14 protein-coding genes are annotated in these 18,094 nt (G+C 41.6%); 6 read left to right on the top strand and 8 right to left on the bottom strand.

The window, feature by feature from the left end; all coding sequences use genetic code 11:
- Window positions 1-17 precede the first annotated feature (17 nt).
- Window positions 18-1,046 (top strand): TRAP transporter substrate-binding protein, encoded by a 1,029-nt coding sequence (locus CCS02_RS08795; protein ID WP_100186965.1) that lies wholly within the window; start codon window positions 18-20, stop codon window positions 1,044-1,046.
- A gap of 113 nt (window positions 1,047-1,159) precedes the next feature.
- Here the strand turns inward: CCS02_RS08795 and CCS02_RS08790 are convergent, their stop codons facing one another.
- Complete coding sequence (locus CCS02_RS08790; RefSeq protein ID WP_100636370.1) at window positions 1,160-2,149, bottom strand: 2-dehydropantoate 2-reductase; 990 nt, start codon at window positions 2,147-2,149, stop codon at window positions 1,160-1,162.
- A gap of 273 nt (window positions 2,150-2,422) precedes the next feature.
- Window positions 2,423-3,193: a class II aldolase/adducin family protein gene (locus CCS02_RS08785; RefSeq protein WP_100186963.1), complete on the bottom strand. Its 771-nt coding sequence runs from the start codon at window positions 3,191-3,193 to the stop codon at window positions 2,423-2,425.
- A gap of 623 nt (window positions 3,194-3,816) precedes the next feature.
- Between CCS02_RS08785 and CCS02_RS08780 the strand changes: the two genes are divergently transcribed.
- The 3 genes from CCS02_RS08780 (at window position 3,817) to CCS02_RS08770 (ending at window position 6,824) form a co-directional block, all read left to right on the top strand.
- Window positions 3,817-4,956 (top strand): tyramine oxidase subunit B, encoded by a 1,140-nt coding sequence (locus CCS02_RS08780; protein ID WP_100636369.1) that lies wholly within the window; start codon window positions 3,817-3,819, stop codon window positions 4,954-4,956.
- Between the two features lie 92 nt (window positions 4,957-5,048).
- The gene (locus CCS02_RS08775) at window positions 5,049-5,471 is read left to right on the top strand and encodes a RidA family protein (RefSeq protein WP_100186961.1); all 423 of its coding nucleotides are present in this window, start codon (window positions 5,049-5,051) and stop codon (window positions 5,469-5,471) included.
- 60 nt (window positions 5,472-5,531) lie between these two features.
- Complete coding sequence (locus CCS02_RS08770; protein WP_100186960.1) at window positions 5,532-6,824, top strand: NAD(P)/FAD-dependent oxidoreductase; 1,293 nt, start codon at window positions 5,532-5,534, stop codon at window positions 6,822-6,824.
- A gap of 105 nt (window positions 6,825-6,929) precedes the next feature.
- Here CCS02_RS08770 and CCS02_RS08765 read toward each other — a convergent pair whose 3' ends face one another.
- The 5 genes from CCS02_RS08765 to CCS02_RS08745 form a co-directional block, all read right to left on the bottom strand.
- Entirely contained in the window at window positions 6,930-7,715 is a 786-nt protein-coding gene (locus tag CCS02_RS08765; protein ID WP_100186959.1) for a cyclase family protein, read from the bottom strand.
- 265 nt (window positions 7,716-7,980) lie between these two features.
- Window positions 7,981-9,576, bottom strand: coding sequence for a GMC family oxidoreductase (locus tag CCS02_RS08760; RefSeq protein ID WP_100187062.1), 1,596 nt, complete (start codon window positions 9,574-9,576; stop codon window positions 7,981-7,983).
- A 159-nt stretch (window positions 9,577-9,735) separates the two neighbouring features.
- Window positions 9,736-11,127 (bottom strand): aldehyde dehydrogenase family protein, encoded by a 1,392-nt coding sequence (locus CCS02_RS08755; protein ID WP_100186958.1) that lies wholly within the window; start codon window positions 11,125-11,127, stop codon window positions 9,736-9,738.
- 119 nt (window positions 11,128-11,246) lie between these two features.
- Complete coding sequence (locus CCS02_RS08750) at window positions 11,247-12,167, bottom strand: helix-turn-helix domain-containing protein (protein ID WP_100186957.1); 921 nt, start codon at window positions 12,165-12,167, stop codon at window positions 11,247-11,249.
- 281 nt (window positions 12,168-12,448) lie between these two features.
- Complete coding sequence (locus CCS02_RS08745; protein WP_100636368.1) at window positions 12,449-14,365, bottom strand: FAD-binding monooxygenase; 1,917 nt, start codon at window positions 14,363-14,365, stop codon at window positions 12,449-12,451.
- A gap of 137 nt (window positions 14,366-14,502) precedes the next feature.
- On the opposite strand from CCS02_RS08745, the gene CCS02_RS08740 reads away from it, so the two are divergent.
- Window positions 14,503-15,426, top strand: coding sequence for a LysR family transcriptional regulator (locus tag CCS02_RS08740; protein WP_100186955.1), 924 nt, complete (start codon window positions 14,503-14,505; stop codon window positions 15,424-15,426).
- A 5-nt stretch (window positions 15,427-15,431) separates the two neighbouring features.
- Here the strand turns inward: CCS02_RS08740 and CCS02_RS08735 are convergent, their stop codons facing one another.
- Window positions 15,432-16,202, bottom strand: coding sequence for a zinc-dependent peptidase (locus CCS02_RS08735; protein ID WP_100186954.1), 771 nt, complete (start codon window positions 16,200-16,202; stop codon window positions 15,432-15,434).
- Window positions 16,203-16,484: 282 nt separating this feature from the next.
- On the opposite strand from CCS02_RS08735, the gene CCS02_RS08730 reads away from it, so the two are divergent.
- Window positions 16,485-18,092, top strand: coding sequence for a glucan biosynthesis protein G (locus CCS02_RS08730; RefSeq protein WP_232617104.1), 1,608 nt, complete (start codon window positions 16,485-16,487; stop codon window positions 18,090-18,092).
- Window positions 18,093-18,094 lie beyond the last annotated feature (2 nt).

The following is an 18,094-nucleotide window of genomic DNA, read 5'->3' as shown; positions in this document are numbered from 1 at the left end:
TAATAGGAATAATAAAAATGATGAATTTTAAGAAAAGCCTACTTTGTGTTACAACTGGCGCTGCACTTTCTCTTTCAGCTGCTGCGGCTGAAACAACCTTACGTATAGCGACTTGGTTACCACCTACAAATCCACAAAATGCCACTGTGTGGCCAACTTGGAAAAAATGGGTAGAGGAAGCCACAGAAGGTCGTGTTGAAGTGGTTGTTGAAAACTACACAGGACATCCAAAAACAATCTATGATGCGGTTGAAGATGGTATATATGATGTTGGCTTTAGTGTTGAGGCTTATTTACCTGGTCGTTTCAAATTATCAGGCGTCGCTGAAATTCCGGGTGAAATTACAGATGCAGAGACAGGGTCTGTAGCTTTGTGGAGAACCTATAAAGACTACTTTGAGCCAGCAGACGAATATAACGGTTTTCAGTTGTTAGGTTTATTTGTGCATGGCCCAGGGCAGCTCCATACTAAGTTTCCAGTGAATTCGTTGGATGACTTAAAAGGCAAGAAAATGCGGGTTGGCGGTGGATTGATTAACGACCTTGCTGAACGTCTTGAAGTAACCCCTGTTTCTGCACCATCACCTAAGTCTTATGAAATGATGCAGCAGGGCGTTGTTGATGGCACTTTCTTACCAGCGCAAGAGCAGAGATTCTTCCGTTTAAGCGAAGTTAGTTCTGATCTTACTTTGTTTCCTAAAGGCTTATATACCACAGCGTTTAGCATAGTAATGAACCAAGATGTATTTGAAAGCCTTAGTAAGAAAGATCAAGAGGCTATTATGAGCGTTTCAGGTGAAAGATTGTCGCAACTCGCTGGTGCTGCTTGGGGGAAAGCTGATGACGACGGAATTCTAGAAGCGAAAGAAAAAGGCGTGAACGTGGTTTTCCTTTCTGAGAGTGATCAGCGTGTAAAAGATTTAAACAAATTGTCTGAAGGTATTGATCAACTTTGGGTTAACTCAGTTTCTGATCGTGGTATTGATGCTAAAGCGGCTTTGGCTGATTTTAGAAAATATGTAAATACGATAAATAGTAAAAAGTAATCGTAAAAAATATAATATTTTATTTTATTTGATTTATATTTTTTGATATTCCATTAAAAAGCGCTCGATGTATATGCATTGAGCGCTTTTTTTAAAAGATTATTAGATATGAATTATGTTTCTTTTCTTCCATATAAACCTTTCGTAGTGGCAAATAATCTTGTCAGCCCAAACAAAGATTCAATATTAGGTGACTCTATTTCAAGTCTTTGGGTGAGTTCGTAGATAATACCTAAGATGGAATCCAATTCTATAGCATTTCCGTTTTCGACGTCTTGTAACATAGATGTTTTGATAGCACCTAGCTTTTCAGTTACTTTGTGTCGACTTTCAGGGTCTTCAGTTATCTGACAGCCGATTTTTTCGCCTAATATAGCGGCTTCATTCATAACGGCAGAGCAATATTTTCTAACAAGTGGGTCTTGAAGAATGTTATCTACAGTCGCACCTGTGATAGCACTGATAGGGTTCATTGTCATGTTTCCCCATAGCTTGTACCAGATTTCGGAACGAATACTAGAAGAGTGATTACAGTCAAAACCTACTTTATTAAGAATGTCTGTTAGTGCCTGAACTCTGTCTGATTTTCCGCCCTCAGGTTCTCCAATAAGCAGTCTGTTTCCTGCTTTATGTTGAATTATACCAGGCTCAGAACGAACTGCTGCTGCATGTACTACTAGGCCAATAATATTTTTGTAAGGAATAGCCCGTCCATTGGCTCCTTTAGGATTGACTGATTGAAATGGGTGATTAGATTGTGTTTCAAGGTCTCGGAAAAACCACCAAGGAATACCATTCATCGCTGAAATAACCAGTGTATTCTCATCAATGAGTGGCGCTAAAGTTGGCAAGACTTGTGATAATGAAGGCGTCTTTAAAGCAATGACTACTATATCTTGGACGCCTAGATCGCTAGCAGATTCTACGGCAACACATGGGCGTTGAATCAGCTCTCCTTCTTGTTCTAAGCGCCAGCCATGTTTATTTAGAGCCGCTAAACTTTTACCTCGCGCTAATGCGTTTACGATAAAGTTGTGGTTTGTTGCAAGGCGAGCACCAATGAAACCACCAATAGCGCCGACACCTACGATACATATGTTCATTTTGTATTCCTTTTTGGTCTATGCATTCTCTAAAAGACGACCTTTATACGACTACTGTCCTCGCTACTTCGTATAATGATCTTTATATTATTGTTAACATGCTAATTAATTTTCAGCTATAACAAAACACTAAAAATATTATATTGCTGCTCATAGATTTTTATTGAAAGACTGGTCGTGACTTTGATTCTGATAGAAGTAAAAATAGCCCTTGGAATATCCTTGGGGCTATTTTTTAATTGTTATGCCTAAATTCAGACAATAAGCGAACGTTTAGTTTTTGAATGACGGATCCTGTTTTTCAACAATGCGCTTCATTGCTGCGAATACGTCTTCTCCTGCGCCAAATTTAGGATCAAAGTTAAGCGATTGAGCGGTGCATTTTTTACAAATATCTTCAGGGATTTCACGAACTGTCCCCATCGACATCGACGCCATTTGAACTTCACAGGCACGGTTTACTAACCACATTAATGAAAAGGCTTGAGCCAATGTTGAGCCCATTACAACAGGACCATGATTACGAAGCATTAATAAGGGTTTGCCGCCAGCACTGTCCAAAATACGCTGACCTTCATCCATATGCAGAGTGATGCCTTCAAAATCATGATAGGCGACTTTATCCCATAGTTGCGCTGAGTAGAAATTACTGTAAGAAAGCCCTTCTTCTAAGCAACATACCGCAAGTGTTGCTGTTGTATGAACATGCATAACACAATGAGCATTATCTACTTTGTCATGTATCGCACTGTGAAAAGTGAAACCAGCAGGGTTAATGGGCCAGTCTGAATGGCCAATAACGTTGCCTTGTAGATCTACTTTTACCAAGTTTGAAGCGTTGACTTCGCTATAGTGAAGGCCAAATGGGTTGATCAAAAAGTGGTTGTCTTCACCGGGTACGCGCAATGAAATATGGTTATAGATAGACTCATCCCATTTTAAGTAGGCAAAAATGCGATACATAGCCGCTAAGTCGACACGAGTTTTCCATTCAGCGTTATTGAAGCGAGCAGGATGTTCATAGTTGCGAGGAGCGAAAGTCATATAGTTACCTTTTATTATCGATATTATTAACATGTTAAATAAATATCCTAATACAAAAAACTAAAATAACTATGGTGGCACTCCATATTTTTTATATAGCTGTTTTAGCAAGCAAACTGCTGACTTATTCAACCGTTCAAGTCATTGCGTTGTGGTGTCTACACGTACTGTAGATTTAGCTCCATGTTGCGTTAGTTGATTAGCGCGGGGGAGTTATATTTATTGCCCTTGATGGCTATAGATAGTGGAAGTGTTGTTTCTCAACTCCAAATGTCTATTGAATCTCCAATCTTTTTTATACGGTCGTTTATTTGTTCTTACTACAAGTATCCATCTCATGCCTGTCCCTAGATCAAAGTTGATCTTAGAAAAGTGCTTAGCTTGTCTATGACGCGCTATAAATGTCCCTAAAGGGATATGTTAATGGTGTTTTTTTATATATAGGATGAGGGGTCTTTCATTTTAATTTCTTTTATTAGTAAGAGAGTTAAAAATAATTTACGTCATACATAATAAATATGTCAGAAAAATTTAATATTAATATTTTAATTGTGTGTTTATTTATTATTCGAAAAAATAATTATTAATATAAAAATATAAACTAAATTTTAATAGGTATACACATGACCGAGAATACGAAAATCGATTTTATTTACCTTTCTGAGCCAGACATGATCAAAGCTGGTGTAACGGATATGCCGAGTTGTGTGGATACCATGGAAGAGATGTTTGGGCTTTTGTATACAGGCGATTACCGTATGGCAGGCCCCAATAATGATTCTCATGGTGCCATGATTACCTTTCCTGATGAATCTCCTTTTCCTACCATGCCAAAACCAACCGCAGATCGTCGTTTGATGGCGATGCCAGCTTATCTTGGCGGGAATTTCCAAACCTCTGGGGTGAAATGGTATGGCTCAAACATCGCCAACCGAGAGAAAGGTTTACCTCGTTCTATCTTGATGATGATTTTGAATGACATCGATACCGGAGCACCTTTGGCTTATATGTCAGCTAATTTGCTGTCCGCTTACCGAACCGGTGCTATTCCCGGTGTTGGTGCACGTTATCTTGCTCGTAAAGACTCAAAAGTCATTGGTCTTCTTGGTCCCGGTGTAATGGGTAAGACGACCGTAGCGGCCTTCATTGCGGCCTGTCCTAAAGTCGATACGATTAAAGTTAAAGGTCGTGGCCAAAAGAACCTAGACAGCTTTATTGATTGGGTTAAAGAAACCTTTCCGCAAGTAACGACTATTGAAATCGTCGATAGTGTTGAGGCAGTTGTTCGTGATTCAGATTTAGTTTCCTACTGTAATTCTGGAGAGGTTGGCGATCCAACTACTTACCCAATTGTTAAGCGTGAGTGGGTGAAACCCGGTGCGTTCTTAGCTATGCCTGCGAGCTGTAGTTTAGATGATGGCATGGAGCAAAAAGACGTTCGTAAAGTCCTTGATAACACTGGTTTGTATGAGGCTTGGTACGAGGAAGTGCCTAAACCTGCTCATTGTGTGATTCCGCTTGTGGGTGTTCGCTGCATGGACATGATTGCAGAAGGCAAGTTAACCCATGACGATATCGAAGACCTTGGCAAAATTGTTTCAGGTGACTCGCCTGCTCGTGAGAACGAGGAGGAAATTATCATTCTTTCTGTGGGCGGCATGCCAGTTGAAGACGTGGCATGGGCAACGGTTGTCTACCGTAATGCCCTTGAAAAAGGCATTGGTGTGAAGCTGAACTTATGGGATGTCCCTGTATTGCGTTAAGCCGTTTAAGTTTATTGGGCTCTGTTGCTGATTCACCAGATACCCTCATTTTCCCAAACCATATTATTTAGATTTAATGTTAGGTAAAGCATATGACTAAGATCGTAAAAGTTAAAACAGGCTCAAAATTCGAAGAAAGTGCAAGCTACTCACGTTTGGTTGCAGTAGATAATTGGATTTATGTTTCCAATACTGCTGGCCGTAATCCTGATACACAAGAAATACCTGAAGATGTAATTGAGCAAACAGAACAAGTATTTAAAAACATCGAACGTGCTCTTGCTTCTGTTGGCGCAACTTTAGCAGACGTGGTTATGTCTCGCGTGTTTATTCAAGACCCAGCACACATTCATGATGTGATGGGCTTTATTGGCACCAAATTCAAAGGGATTAACCCTGCGTCGACAGCGACTTGCCCTCCATTAGGTTCAACTGTCTACAAAGTTGAGATCGAAGTTACTGCGTATCGTGGTGCATCTACCGCGAATGTTGAAGAAATTATCATCGGCCAATAACAGCTTATTAAGGGAGGTTAGAACGAACTTTAACCTTTCTATGCCTTCAGGAAAAAAGTTATGACAAAAACACTCGAAAAGGTTGAGACTCCAGATCAACTTCCTGATTCAACCCGCGTTGTTATCATTGGAGGTGGCATTGTTGGAGTGACTGCCGCTCTTGCTTTAGCTGAACGAAATATACCTGTTGTGCTTTTGGAAAAAGGTCATATTGCTGGCGAACAATCTTCACGCAATTTAGGCTGGATTCGTAAAACTAACCGTCACTTACATGATGTTCCCTTGGCGCAAGCTGCTGATAAACTCTGGGCTGAGATGCCAAGTCGAGTCGGGCGTGATGTCGGTTATAAACAAGCTGGCATTATGTTTCTAGCGAAAACAGAACCACAACTTGAGATGCATAAGAGCTGGTTGAAGTCTGTAGAATCGCTTTCATTGGATTCTAGAATGGTGACTCCTCAAGAGATTGATGAATTGGCTCCGGGCGGAAAAGGTAACTGGCTTGGCGGTATTTATACCCCTTCAGATGGTAATGCCGAACCTTCAATTGCCGCTTCAGCCATTGCTAATGCCGCGATTGAAAAGGGTGCTGTTATCGTTCAGCAGTGTGCTGTTCGAACTTTGTCGACCGAAGGTGGAAAAATCAGCGGAGTCGTTACTGAAAAAGGCGAAATTCGCTGCGAACAAGTTTTGCTAGCGGGTGGCGCTTGGTCAAGACGCTTCTTAGGTAACCTTGGTATTTCATTCCCAACACTTCCTTTAATTTGTTCCGTTCTGCGTACCAAACCAATGGAAGGCCCTACCAATATTGCCATTGGTGGCCCAGACTTCTCTTTCCGTAAACATCAAGATGGCGGCTATATCATTACGCAACGGGGGAAATTGGATGCTCCGATTACACTTGATCATATGTTGATTGGTCATAAATATCTTGATCAGCTTCGTACTCAGCGTAGTTTTCTGAATGTCTCAATGGGAAGTTATTTCTTCAAGGATTTAGGGTTATCTCGCCGCTGGAATGGAAAAAGTTGTACGCCTTTCGAAAAAATCAGAACGAATGACCCCCAATTTAATGCAGACTTGAATCAGCAGGCTTTAAACAATCTTAGACAGGCTTGGCCTATTTTTGAAAAAGCAGAAATTGCTGAAGCATGGGCAGGAATTATTGACGTCACACCTGACTCAAATCCGGTGATTGATCATGTTAAATCCATACCGGGTTTGACTGTCGCAACAGGTTTTTCAGGGCATGGTTTTGGAACAGGGCCAGCGGCAGGACAATTAGCGGCAGACCTAATCTCAAACATGGAGCCTATTATTGACCCAACTCCTTATCGGTTTGAACGACTTTAGGAAAGATACGAAAAGAACAAGTCTCTTTTATGGACCGTTATTAAAGAAAAATAGAATGCTCTAAACTGAGCATTCTATTTTAGTATGATTAAATCTAATTTCTAGTTAATCAAAAATAGCGACAGCACGGATGAAACCGGCGGAACCATTTTTGATCTTGTAAGGGAAGCAAGACACTATAAAACCGTTGGCAGGTAAGCTTTCTAGGTTAGACAGTTTTTCCATTTGGCCATAGCCAATATCTCGACCAGCTTTATGGCCTTCCCAAATGATGGATGCATCACCCGATTCAGCGAACTTTTCACGAGTGTATTTGAATGGCGCATCCCAGCTCCATGCGTCGGTCCCGACCACACGAACGCCACGCTCTAATAAATACATGGTGGCTTCACGTCCCATCCCTATGCCAGCCTCTAAATAGCCCGCTTCACCGTAAATAGCGCCAGCACGAGTATTTACCAATACGATATCGAGTGGTTGTAGCTCGTGTTTAATGCGCTTTAGCTCTGCTTCTACTTCTGCGGCAGTAATGATATGGCCATCAGGGAAATTGCGAAAATCCAATTTTACCCCAGCTTGTAAGCACCAATCTAAAGGTAACCTGTCAATGCCATAAGCGGGTTTTCCGCCATCGGTTGTGGACGCATAATGCCAAGGAGCGTCCATATGAGTGCCATTATGGGCGCTCATCACCATTTTTTCGACGGCCCAAGCCTCGTTACCTGGCATGTCTTCTTTTTTAAGACCTGGGAACATACCCGCCATTTCAGGCCAGCCTTGTTGGTGATCGGTGTAATCAATTTTAGGTAATAGCGGTGGTGGATCGGTATAAGGATTGTTATCCAAAGTGACGGATAAGTCGACAATACGTCGGGTGCTGGATGGTTTCATGTATCTATACCTCTTTTTATTATTGTGTCGTAGCCAAATGACAGCTATTCAATTTTTATCATTCAATAGTAAGGAAAAAAGGTAGTATCATTAAGTTGATAATAGCGATGTTATCTGTCGATATTATCAACTTGACTTTTAGATGTTTTTATGGATTTGATCAGATTCTAGTTTGATTTTGACTTAAAAGCCGTATTTAGATTTATGCTCTAAATACGGCTTTGGGGTGGTTCGACGACTTATATTGGTGATAGCTTAAATGAGTTTAGCTCGCTTTAATCATGTCGGCCGCTTTCTCTGCGACCATGATGACAGGTGCATTTGTATTGCCAGCCATGACATAAGGGAATATAGAGGCGTCTGCTACTCTTAGTCCTTTGATGCCTTTTACTCTTAATTGAGGATCTACAACCGACATTGCATCAATACCCATTTTACAAGAGCCATTTTGGTGGTGGTAAGATAATACTGCCGAACGCGCATATTCAGCCAGCTGCTCGTCCGTTTGAACGGATGGTCCAGGATAAATTTCTCGTCCTCTCCATTCATCTAGTGCAGGCTGTGAGTTGATTTCCCGCATTTGTTTAATTGATTGGACTAGAATATCAACATCATTCTTCGTTTGTAGAACCTGAGGATCGATGTTCATTTCATCTTCTGGGTTTGACGAACGCAGAGTGATGCTGCCACGAGCTGTTGGTCGAACTCCTGCGGCACACAAAGAATATGCGTTCATTGTTGGTTTTTCTTGTTCTGGTGCGTAGTAGGGAACATGAAAAAATAGTGGTTGCATATCAGGTCCAGGTAAGCTTTCTTTTGATTTTACGAAGCAATGTCCATGAAGAATCTGGATTGACATGTCTGTTGGTGGCGGTATTTCTTTTGCTCCTTCATAAATTACAGGGCATAGGGTGTGATCGTGTAAATTTTTACCTACACCTGGTAGGTCAACTTTTACTGCAATCCCAAGCTTTTCAAGTTCTTGCTTTGGACCTATTCCTGAGAGCATTAAAATACGTGGACTCTCAATTGCCCCACCACATACTATGACTTCTTTTTTAGCAGAGACGGTTTGTTTCTTACCTTCTTGCATATATGTTACACCTGTCGCTCTGCCTTTCTCTATCTCTACTTTATGAACTCGAGCATTGGTTATTAGTGCCAAGTTTTGACGTTCAAGAGCAGGGCGTAAAAAAGCGACTGCCGTTGAATCACGTTTCCCATTCCTAGTATTAAGGTCGGTAAATGCAACCCCTTCTTGAGAAGCTCCATTGGTATCATTGTTATATGCTAGTCCTGCTTGTTGAGCGGCTTCTACAATTGCTTTTGTAACAGGGTGGGGTGTGAATTCGCTAGTAACATGAAGTAGACCACCTACACCATGGTAGTGGTTTTCTCCACCAGAAAAATCTTCTGATTTTTTAAAGTAGGGCAAAATCGAGTCGTAGTCCCAACCGGTACAACCGAATTCGCTTGCCCACTGGTTATAATCTGAGGCGTTACCTCTTACATAAATCATGCCATTTAGAGAAGATGAGCCACCGAGTACTTTACCCCTTGGCCAATAAAGTGAACGACCATGGGCATGTTCTTGTGGCACCGTTGAATAACCCCAATCGTACGCTGTCCCCCATAGTTCTATTAAACGCATAGGAGTAGATATTTTTTCACTATTGTCAGGTCCGCCAGCTTCAATAAGGAGCACGCTAGCGCCGTTTTCTGTTAATCTATTTGCAAGTACGCATCCTGCGGAGCCTGCTCCACAAATGATGTAATCATATGAATTCTCAGCAGCATTAGCCAAATTAATACTAGCTCCTAAAAGGCCACCACCTAGAGCTAATACTCCAGATGCCACCATAGTATGCCCAATAAAGCTGCGTCGAGATAAATCGATTTTTTTTGTTTTTTTATCCGTCATAATTAACTCACTATTATTTAGTAGACTATTTCAGGGGAATGGTTCTCATATAGTGTTATGACTGAGGCCATTCCAATTTTGAGCATTGACTAGTAAGAATTAGCTAAAAATAACCTGAATATCGGTATATTCCATTAAGCCTTCATCTGAAAACTCTACACCGATACCAGATGATTTAACGCCTCCGAAGGGGGCATTCGGTTGAATAGCACCATGCTTATTAATCCAAACTGAGCCGCATTCTAATCGGTTAGCAATGCTTTTCGCCGCTTCGATATTTGATGACCAAATAGACCCACCTAAGCCATTAGGTGAGTCATTGGCAAGACGAATCGCTTCATCTAGATTGGAATACTTTACAATAGGTAATACTGGTCCGAATTGTTCCTCATCAACCAAGGAATCTCCATTTTTCAAATCGGAAATAATTGTTGGAGGGTAGAAAAGACCTTTTCCAGGCTCGCCTCCTAATAGCACCTTTCCTTGCTCTTTGGCTTCTGAAATCAAGCGTGAAACTTTATCAAACTGTGCTTTATTTTGGATTGGGCCTAATATGCTTGATTCATTCATACCGTCACCAACGGGTATTTTTTTAGCAAATTCAACAAGTGATTCACATACAGCGTCATACACTGACTCATGAACATATAGTCGCTTCATTGCAGCACAGGTTTGTCCATTGTTAATGAACGCCCCCCAGAATAAGCCTTCTGCAATGGCATTAGGATCGACATCCGGTAAAACAATGCCAGCATCATTACCACCTAGCTCTAAGGTGAGTCTTTTCATGCTGTCGGCAGCGGACTTCATTACTTTTTTACCTGTTGCACATGAGCCAGTGAAAACAATTTTTCTTATATCAGGGTGTGCAGACATTGCTGCGCCTAAGTTGAATTCTTTATCGTCACCTGTTACGACATTAACAACACCGGGAGGTAATACTTCCTGCATTATTTCTATTAGACGAATTGTAGATAGAGGGGTATTTGGTGAGGGTTTAATCACAACAGTATTACCTGTTCTTAGTGCCGGTATTACATGCCAAATTGCGATTAATACAGGAAAGTTCCATGGTGTGATCGAGCCGATAACGCCAAGTGGTTTTCGGTGTAGTTCCACTTTTCCATCTTCGGTGTCTTGTAATACTTTGACGGGAATAGATAGATTAGATGTATATCCAGCCCAAGCTACAGCGGCTCCTATCTCCCAGCGAGAACCTAAACCATTTAATGGTTTTCCTTGTTCAAGGGTTATTAGTTTTGCCAGTTCTTCGGAGTGATCTTCTATTTTCTTAGTTATTGCAAGGCATCTCTTTTTAAGTTCGTCATCAGCCAGCGAAGACCAAGATAGGAAAGCGGTTTTAGCGGATTCCACCGCTATATTTAATTCTTCATTTCCCATATTTGCTGTATGACCAACAATTTGGCCTGTAGAAGGGTTTAGGACATCGAAACTTGCATCATCTGCTCTATTTGAAATGGAACTGTTCATTATTTTTATTCTCCATAGTTGCTCGGTGCGTTAACAAATAGCGAGTAACAAGGATGATAAAAAAATTTTAACCGTGGGGACTTGGACTTATCCGACAACGCTATTGGACAATTACGTCACTATTGCGTTGACCCCGGTGTTATATGGTATTTTTTTCTGAATTCGCGATAAAAATAAGATAAATCGTTGAATCCTGAGCTAAGTGCAATATCGGTCACACTTTCATTTAATACCCCTTCTTTTCGTAAACATAGTCTAGTGTGAGCGTGTTCAAGTCTCGTATTAATAATCCTATGTCTTGGTGTTTCGCCTAAAATTTGAAAGTGCCTTTGTAGGGTTCGTTCAGAAATATTTAAATGATATGCAACATCACGTGGAGAAAAGCTTGAGTTTAAACAGTGTTTATCGATAAGCGCTAACGCTCTTGAAAGTAGCTGTTCGCTTGGCTCTATATGGCTAACATTATATGTGGTGTGAAGGTATGCACTGATTAAACTAAGAAAAGCATCACCTAAAGACTGTTGGTGCGTATCGTCAGATGTAATCATTTTTCTCAAGACAGAATGTATTGCTAACCAGAGGGGGTCATCTCGCGATATGCTAATGCCACCATAGCCAATATTGCCAAAGCGATGCATCGCTTCATCTCGAGGGATGTGAAAGGATATTTGGCGAGATCTGTTATTGTCATATCGGAATGATGATGGTTTCACTGAATCGACAAGAAACATATCGCCTGGTCGCAATTTTGTTATATTTTCTTCTTGTTGGACATGGCTGCACCCTAAGTCTTGCACTAAAAGGAAAAAGTATTCTCCAGGGTCTTGGCGTATGGCTTTTTTATCCCTTTTTATTTGAACAGAATTAATGTCTACAATTGCTGTATCAAAAGCCCCGAAGCGTTTGGTAGTTACTCCTCCATCAATCATACCTGTTCTTGACTTGGGTTCGACATCGAATTGTCCGCACACTTTACGGATTTCTGAGGTGAAAATTTCTACTGGTAACAGGTTATGATGAGATTGAATAAGTGGTTCCATCTAGACCTCATTGAATTCATATATTTTTATTTTTAGAAATTTATTTTTGAACTCCACTTACAAAAATGTAGCACAATAAGATACATAAAATGAAACTATTAGTATTTTATCGTATCCTATTGGCTGTTGTTTATACTGGTATCAGCATGAGAAATATTTTGTCTACATAATATTAATGTATAGGCCTACCATTGTTTATGCTTACTGCTTTCCTTAAACAGAGTGTAAATCAAGAAAGCCGAACTATTGTCCGGCTTTTTGTTTCTGCTTAAATTCCTAGACTAGGAAGCTATGTTAAGTAATACCTTCTCAAAGAAGCTTGTTAAACCATCATGATCGTCTAATGGCAGAACGTCTGCCACATATTGGTCAGGTCGAACGATGATTATGCAGCCGTTTTTCTTGTCGATTCCTCGTTTGTCATAGAACGAGTTCTCTTCACAAAGAGCGCTGTAGACTTTTTCATAATCTTTTAATCCGAGGCAGCCTTTTGATGGCTGTAAAAGCGAATGAATATCGGCTACTTCTATTTCCCGATGAGGTACTTGGAAGACAGCTTGCACATTGATTATGGCATCGATATCTGCATCTTTTGGTGTAAAACGCTGGATAGGGGATGACGGATTGTTTTGTAAAAACTCGCATAGCGCTTTAACTTTGCAAGTATCGCTCATGAAGTTTTGCTCTCCTGCAAAGGCGAGAATGTGCCAACGACCATCAGCTTTCATGCTGTGACCAAGGTGTACTGGTTTCGCATCAGCATGGCGAGTTACTTTGGCAGAATGAAAACGCATACCAATGGTTTGTCCTGTTGCTAAACCTTGATGTTGTCCAGACGATACCAAGTCTGACTGCGGATAGTGAATGGCTGTACCAGCGGTGAAGCGACCAAATTGAACAAAGTATTGCTGAAAGGCGGTTGGATCAACACCATCCGGATTGGTCGCAGATTTAGGTTTGGCGCTGAACATTTTCGAAAACTCGCGATCGAAATCGATTAATTGCTGAGCCACAGTTTGTCTTTCGAAAGAATAAGACTGCAGTAATTCTGCATTTGCTCTTCCTGTTAGCACATGGGCAAGTTTCCAGCCCAAATTCCATGTGTCATTGACTGAAGTATTCAGTCCTTGCCCCGCTTTTGGGCTGTGAGTGTGACAAGCGTCGCCAGCTAAAAATACATGAGGTAATCGACCATCTTCGGCGTCATCAAATGCGGTAGTAAGCCGCTGGCCGATTTCATACACGCTCCACCAAGCGATTTCTTTCACTTCAATGGTGTACGGATGCATGATGCGGTTTGCTGCAGCAATAAGGTAATCGGTTGTGATTGATTGCTTGCTGAGTCGTTCATTATTTTTTAGTTTGTCCAGCTCAATATACAAGCGCACCATGTAACCGCCTTCGCGCGGAATGATCAGCATGTTGCCTTCATTACTGGAATGAATCGCTGATTTTAGGCGAATATCAGGAAAGTCGGTTACTGCCAATACATCCATAACGCCCCATCCTTGATTGATAGAGTCGCCGACCAATTCACGGCCAATGGATTTACGTACTGTGCTCCGAGCACCGTCACACCCAACCACGTATTTGGCTTTAACCGTCTCGATCATGCCAAGATGTTGAGAGTCTAAGCGTTCAAACGTCAGTGTCACCGGGTAGTCTGTGACTGTTGAATCGACTTCAAGATTGAGTAGTTGGCGGGAGTAATGAGGAACGACTTTTCCTGGCCCGTGGCGCATCACATCAAGAAAGGCATCATGCACTCTGGCTTGGTTGATGATGACATGAGGCATTTCAGATAAGTCATCTTCCACGTCTTGAATTTTGCTACTGCGTGCAATTTGCTTTGGTTGTTCAGTATTAGGTTTCCAAAAAGCGGTTTCGTTTACCCAGTAGGCTTCTTGCTTAATTTGATTTGCGAAGTCATAGGCTTCAAACATTTCCATGGTACGACAAGCAATACCATCAGCTTGACCTACTAATAAACGATCGTCTTTTTGTTCGACAATACAGGTAGAAATAGAGGCAAATTTGGACAACTGCGCGGCGAGATTGAGCCCTGCAGGACCACAACCCACGATCATTACATCTACTTCTGATGGCAGTGGATGTTTTAAAGGCGGAGCGATGACTCGATCTGCAGGATCTGTAATTTTAGGATCGCCTGGGTGAAAGCCTTGTTGATAAAATTGCATGGATTGTCCTCTTATTATTGTCTGTGGCTGGCTATTAGAAATTAAAATATTTGCTGTCTGGAATAGAAATGACTTTAATGTATTCAAGGTATAAGTAAAAATAGATTTTTATCTCAAGACTAATAGAAAACGCATAGATGAATCCTAACTTATTGAAGCAATTAGCCATCGTTGTGAAGCAGGGCTCTCTTAGTCGAGCTTGTGAGCAGCTGTATATAACTCAGCCAACATTGACGCGTAGTATTCAGCAGTTGGAAATGAGAGTCGGTGCACCAGTGCTTGTTCGAACGCGTTATGGCGTACAGCCTACCGAAATTGGTGCAAGATTAGCGCAAATTGGCGAAAGGATTTTGGCTGAAACAGAACAAGGTGAAGAGGTCATTCGACAGTTTCATAGCGGCTATCATAATGAATTTGTGATTGGTATTGATCCGCTTTGGGAATTTGCCACGGTAGAGCAAATGACCGCCTATTTTATGCAAGAAAAGCGTTATGTCTTTCACTTTAGGACGGGCTCCGCGGCCGCGCAGATTGAGTTATTACAAAAGGGTGAACTCGATTTTTTATTGGCGCCTGCGCACCTTACAGTTAAGCAAGGGGCGCTCGATAGACAGTTGTTGTTTCGAGATCGCTCCGGTGTTTTTGTTGGGAAAAAATCGGCTCTGAGAGGAAGGGATACCGTTATTTCTCAAGAGATTTTGGAGAAGCAACATTGGATAGCGGCAGGAGCAAATGCCGGCTTTCTTGATCGGCCTAGTGAGATTATCGGGCTCAAAGCTGCCAGCATGGCGTTTACGGGAAGTATTCGCTCGGTTTTACACCTTTTAAATACGTCCGATGTATTGGTTCGTCTACCTGCTCGTTTAGCCTTAATGACTGGAGCGGTTGAAATCGATCAATTGATCAAGGTGCCAGGACCAAAAGGACCAAGGCGAGACATCGCGCTTTGGTCAAGAGTTGATAATTTGGAGCGCCCTGAGTGCATGAAAGTTCATGAATTGATTCGTGGTTTTATGCAAACACTGGACGACACTGTATCGACATTTGAATTGGACCTATGACCTAGTCAGGGCGCCGGCTGCTGACGATAAAATTGGCACAGTAGTCGGTAAACATCAGGCATCTCTTTTTTCATCATTTTAGGATCTTCAAAAAAGGTTTCACTGCACACCGCGAAGAACTCGGCAGGGTTGGTTAGTGCATATTCATCCAGTGGTAAGTGTTTGTGATGCTGCCAGTCATTTTGTAGGCGTTGGAAGGCAGCGGTGAATATGTCATGCCATTCCCCGGGCTTCATATCCGGGTGCATCGGCGGTGCGCCATTAGCGCCATCACGAAGCATGTCTAATTTATGTGCGAATTCATGAATGACCACATTACTGGCTTTGCCATGACGTGCATGAGCGCCCGTTTCTAGGATGGATTCCCACGAAAGAATCAAGGGGCCTCTCTGCCATGCTTCGCCGCTTAACCCTCGACCTTCCGCGTGTACGACACCATCTTCACTTTGATAAGGGTGGTTGGTGATAAAGTCTCCTTCGTACAAAATGATGGTTTTGCAGTGGTCGTACCAATCTAAACCGAGATGCAAAATAGGCACACACGCCATAGTGGCAAGTTTTAGGCACATCGCTTCAGTGAATTGAAATTCGGCACCAGGAGTAACACCTTTACGAGCAAGGAAATGAAAGCTCATATCACGAAGTGTGTCACGTTCAGCGCCTTGGTAACGGTTCATAACGGGCCAATCAGCAATGGCGGATTCCCATTGTTCTATGGTAAATCCCATTGCTTTGATTCGCCGTTTTTCCAGCCAATTATTGAGTTGTTTGAACATTATTTTATCTCTATTGAATACGAAGGCTTGTTTAATATATTGTTCAATATCAGTCGAGTAAGTGAATTAGTTGTGCGCATTAGTCGGTTGAGAGATGTAGTTTAATGATAATAAGCATCATTAAACTTCCTTAAGCACAATCTCTCCTTAATTCTTATGAATTCCTCCGACTTTGCTGCCTTAATCTCGCGCGAGTTTACTTATATCATGAGTGTCAAATTTATGACGTCATCCTTATGTTGAGGATTGGTTAAGTCCAATTAAGCAACGAGAGAGCTTCTTTTGAAATTATTTTTTACTTCTTTATCTCACATGCGCGCCAATTCGTTTTGGCTTATAAAAAGATCTTTATTAACATCCTTATTAATTAACTTAATAGGTCATGCACAAGCTGAAGAGTCTGATATTAAGGTGGATTCTGTTCCTGTGGCTGAAAGCGTTCAATTAGAGCAAGAGTCAAAAGGGTATGCTTTTTCAAATCAAACGGTTATCGATTTGGCGAAAGAGTTGGCTCAATCTCCAATGAAGCCTGCGGAGAAAGCACCGCAAGCGCTGACTGAGATGGATTATCCTACCTATCGACAAATTAATTTCCAGCAAAACCAAGCGGTTTGGGGAAACACGCTAACAAAATTTTCAGTTCAGCTTTTTGCTCCTGGTTTTATATTTAAAGATTTAGTCTCTATTGATGTCGTGGAAAATGGCCGTGCTTTTCCCTTGAATGTATCGTCAGATTCTTTTACCACACCGAATGCAGAGATTAGTAAGCTGATTTCTCAGGTTGGAAAATATGCCGGATTACGTTTGCATTACCCAATTAATGATGCGAACACGAATGATGAATTTGCTGTTTTTCAAGGCGCTAGTTATTTTCGTGCAGTTTCTAAAGGTCAGTCTTATGGCTTGTCAGCCCGAGGCCTTGCTGTAGATGTTGCCCAGCCAAAGGGTGAAGAGTTCCCAATGTTCAAGCAGTTTTGGATTGAACGTCCATCATCAAGCCAAGATGCGATTGTTGTTCATGCTTTATTGGACAGTAAGAGTGTTACTGGAGCTTATCGTTTCGGCATCTATCCAGGAAAGCCGACTCGTATCGATGTAAAAGCGACGTTGTTTCCACGAGTTGATTTGAAAAATGTGGGTATTGCTCCGTTGACATCGATGTTCATGTACAACAGCTCACTGGATGTTTCGGATGTGCCTGATTACCGTACTGCTGTTCACGACTCTGATGGTTTACAGATTTTAACCGGTAAAGACGAGATGCTTTGGCGACCTCTGAATAACCCAAAATCACTGCAAGTTAGCGCCTTTAGTGATACCTCGCCAAAAGGCTTTGGCCTAATCCAACGTCATCGTAAGTTTGAAGACTATCAGGATTTAGAAGCCAGCTATCACACTCGTCCTTCTGCTTGGATTAAACCGATGAATGATTGGGGGGCTGGGCACGTTGAACTAGTAGAGATTCCATCAAATTCTGAGACCAATGACAACATCGTTGCGTATTGGCAGCCTAAAGATGGGCTTAAAAAAGACCAATCATATACTTATCAATATTTGATGACTTGGTCTAACGACACGCCTGTTTCATTGGATTACCCTCGTGTTGTGCGCAGTGCAAAAGGCGTAAAGCTATTTAAGACAAACCCAGAAGTAGTGATTGATTTCAATAAAATGCCGGATGTAAATGTTGATGATCTGACGATTGACGCCAGCATTAGCAAAGGAAAAATACTCGAAGCGATAGCCGTCAAGAATCCCCATAAAAATGGTGTCCGTGTTTACGTTTCTTTTGATCCTGAGGATGTCAACTTGGCAGAGTTAAGAGTGCAACTTAAACAAGGAGATACCGCCGTTGCTCCTACTTGGCTGTATCGTTGGATGAAGGAATAATC

This window comes from Marinomonas sp. ef1 (assembly GCF_002806845.1).
Lineage (GTDB): Bacteria > Pseudomonadota > Gammaproteobacteria > Pseudomonadales > Marinomonadaceae > Marinomonas > Marinomonas polaris.
The sequence above is the reverse complement of the archived record's forward strand: the minus strand, read 5'-3'. Positions and strand labels throughout refer to the sequence as shown.

Excerpts from the sequence above, each read along its gene's own strand:
- CCS02_RS08755 (WP_100186958.1), bottom strand. The coding sequence starts at position 11,127 with ATGAACAGTTCCATTTCAAATAGAGCAGATGATGCAAGTTTCGATGTC.
- CCS02_RS08750 (WP_100186957.1), bottom strand. The coding sequence starts at position 12,167 with ATGGAACCACTTATTCAATCTCATCATAACCTGTTACCAGTAGAAATT.
- CCS02_RS08775 (WP_100186961.1), top strand. The coding sequence starts at position 5,049 with ATGACTAAGATCGTAAAAGTTAAAACAGGCTCAAAATTCGAAGAAAGT.
- CCS02_RS08770 (WP_100186960.1), top strand. The coding sequence starts at position 5,532 with ATGACAAAAACACTCGAAAAGGTTGAGACTCCAGATCAACTTCCTGAT.
- CCS02_RS08780 (WP_100636369.1), top strand. The coding sequence starts at position 3,817 with ATGACCGAGAATACGAAAATCGATTTTATTTACCTTTCTGAGCCAGAC.
- CCS02_RS08740 (WP_100186955.1), top strand. The coding sequence starts at position 14,503 with ATGAATCCTAACTTATTGAAGCAATTAGCCATCGTTGTGAAGCAGGGC.
- CCS02_RS08790 (WP_100636370.1), bottom strand. The coding sequence starts at position 2,149 with ATGAACATATGTATCGTAGGTGTCGGCGCTATTGGTGGTTTCATTGGT.
- CCS02_RS08735 (WP_100186954.1), bottom strand. The coding sequence starts at position 16,202 with ATGTTCAAACAACTCAATAATTGGCTGGAAAAACGGCGAATCAAAGCA.
- CCS02_RS08765 (WP_100186959.1), bottom strand. The coding sequence starts at position 7,715 with ATGAAACCATCCAGCACCCGACGTATTGTCGACTTATCCGTCACTTTG.
- CCS02_RS08785 (WP_100186963.1), bottom strand. The coding sequence starts at position 3,193 with ATGACTTTCGCTCCTCGCAACTATGAACATCCTGCTCGCTTCAATAAC.
- CCS02_RS08745 (WP_100636368.1), bottom strand. The coding sequence starts at position 14,365 with ATGCAATTTTATCAACAAGGCTTTCACCCAGGCGATCCTAAAATTACA.
- CCS02_RS08760 (WP_100187062.1), bottom strand. The coding sequence starts at position 9,576 with ATGGTGGCATCTGGAGTATTAGCTCTAGGTGGTGGCCTTTTAGGAGCT.
- CCS02_RS08795 (WP_100186965.1), top strand. The coding sequence starts at position 18 with ATGATGAATTTTAAGAAAAGCCTACTTTGTGTTACAACTGGCGCTGCA.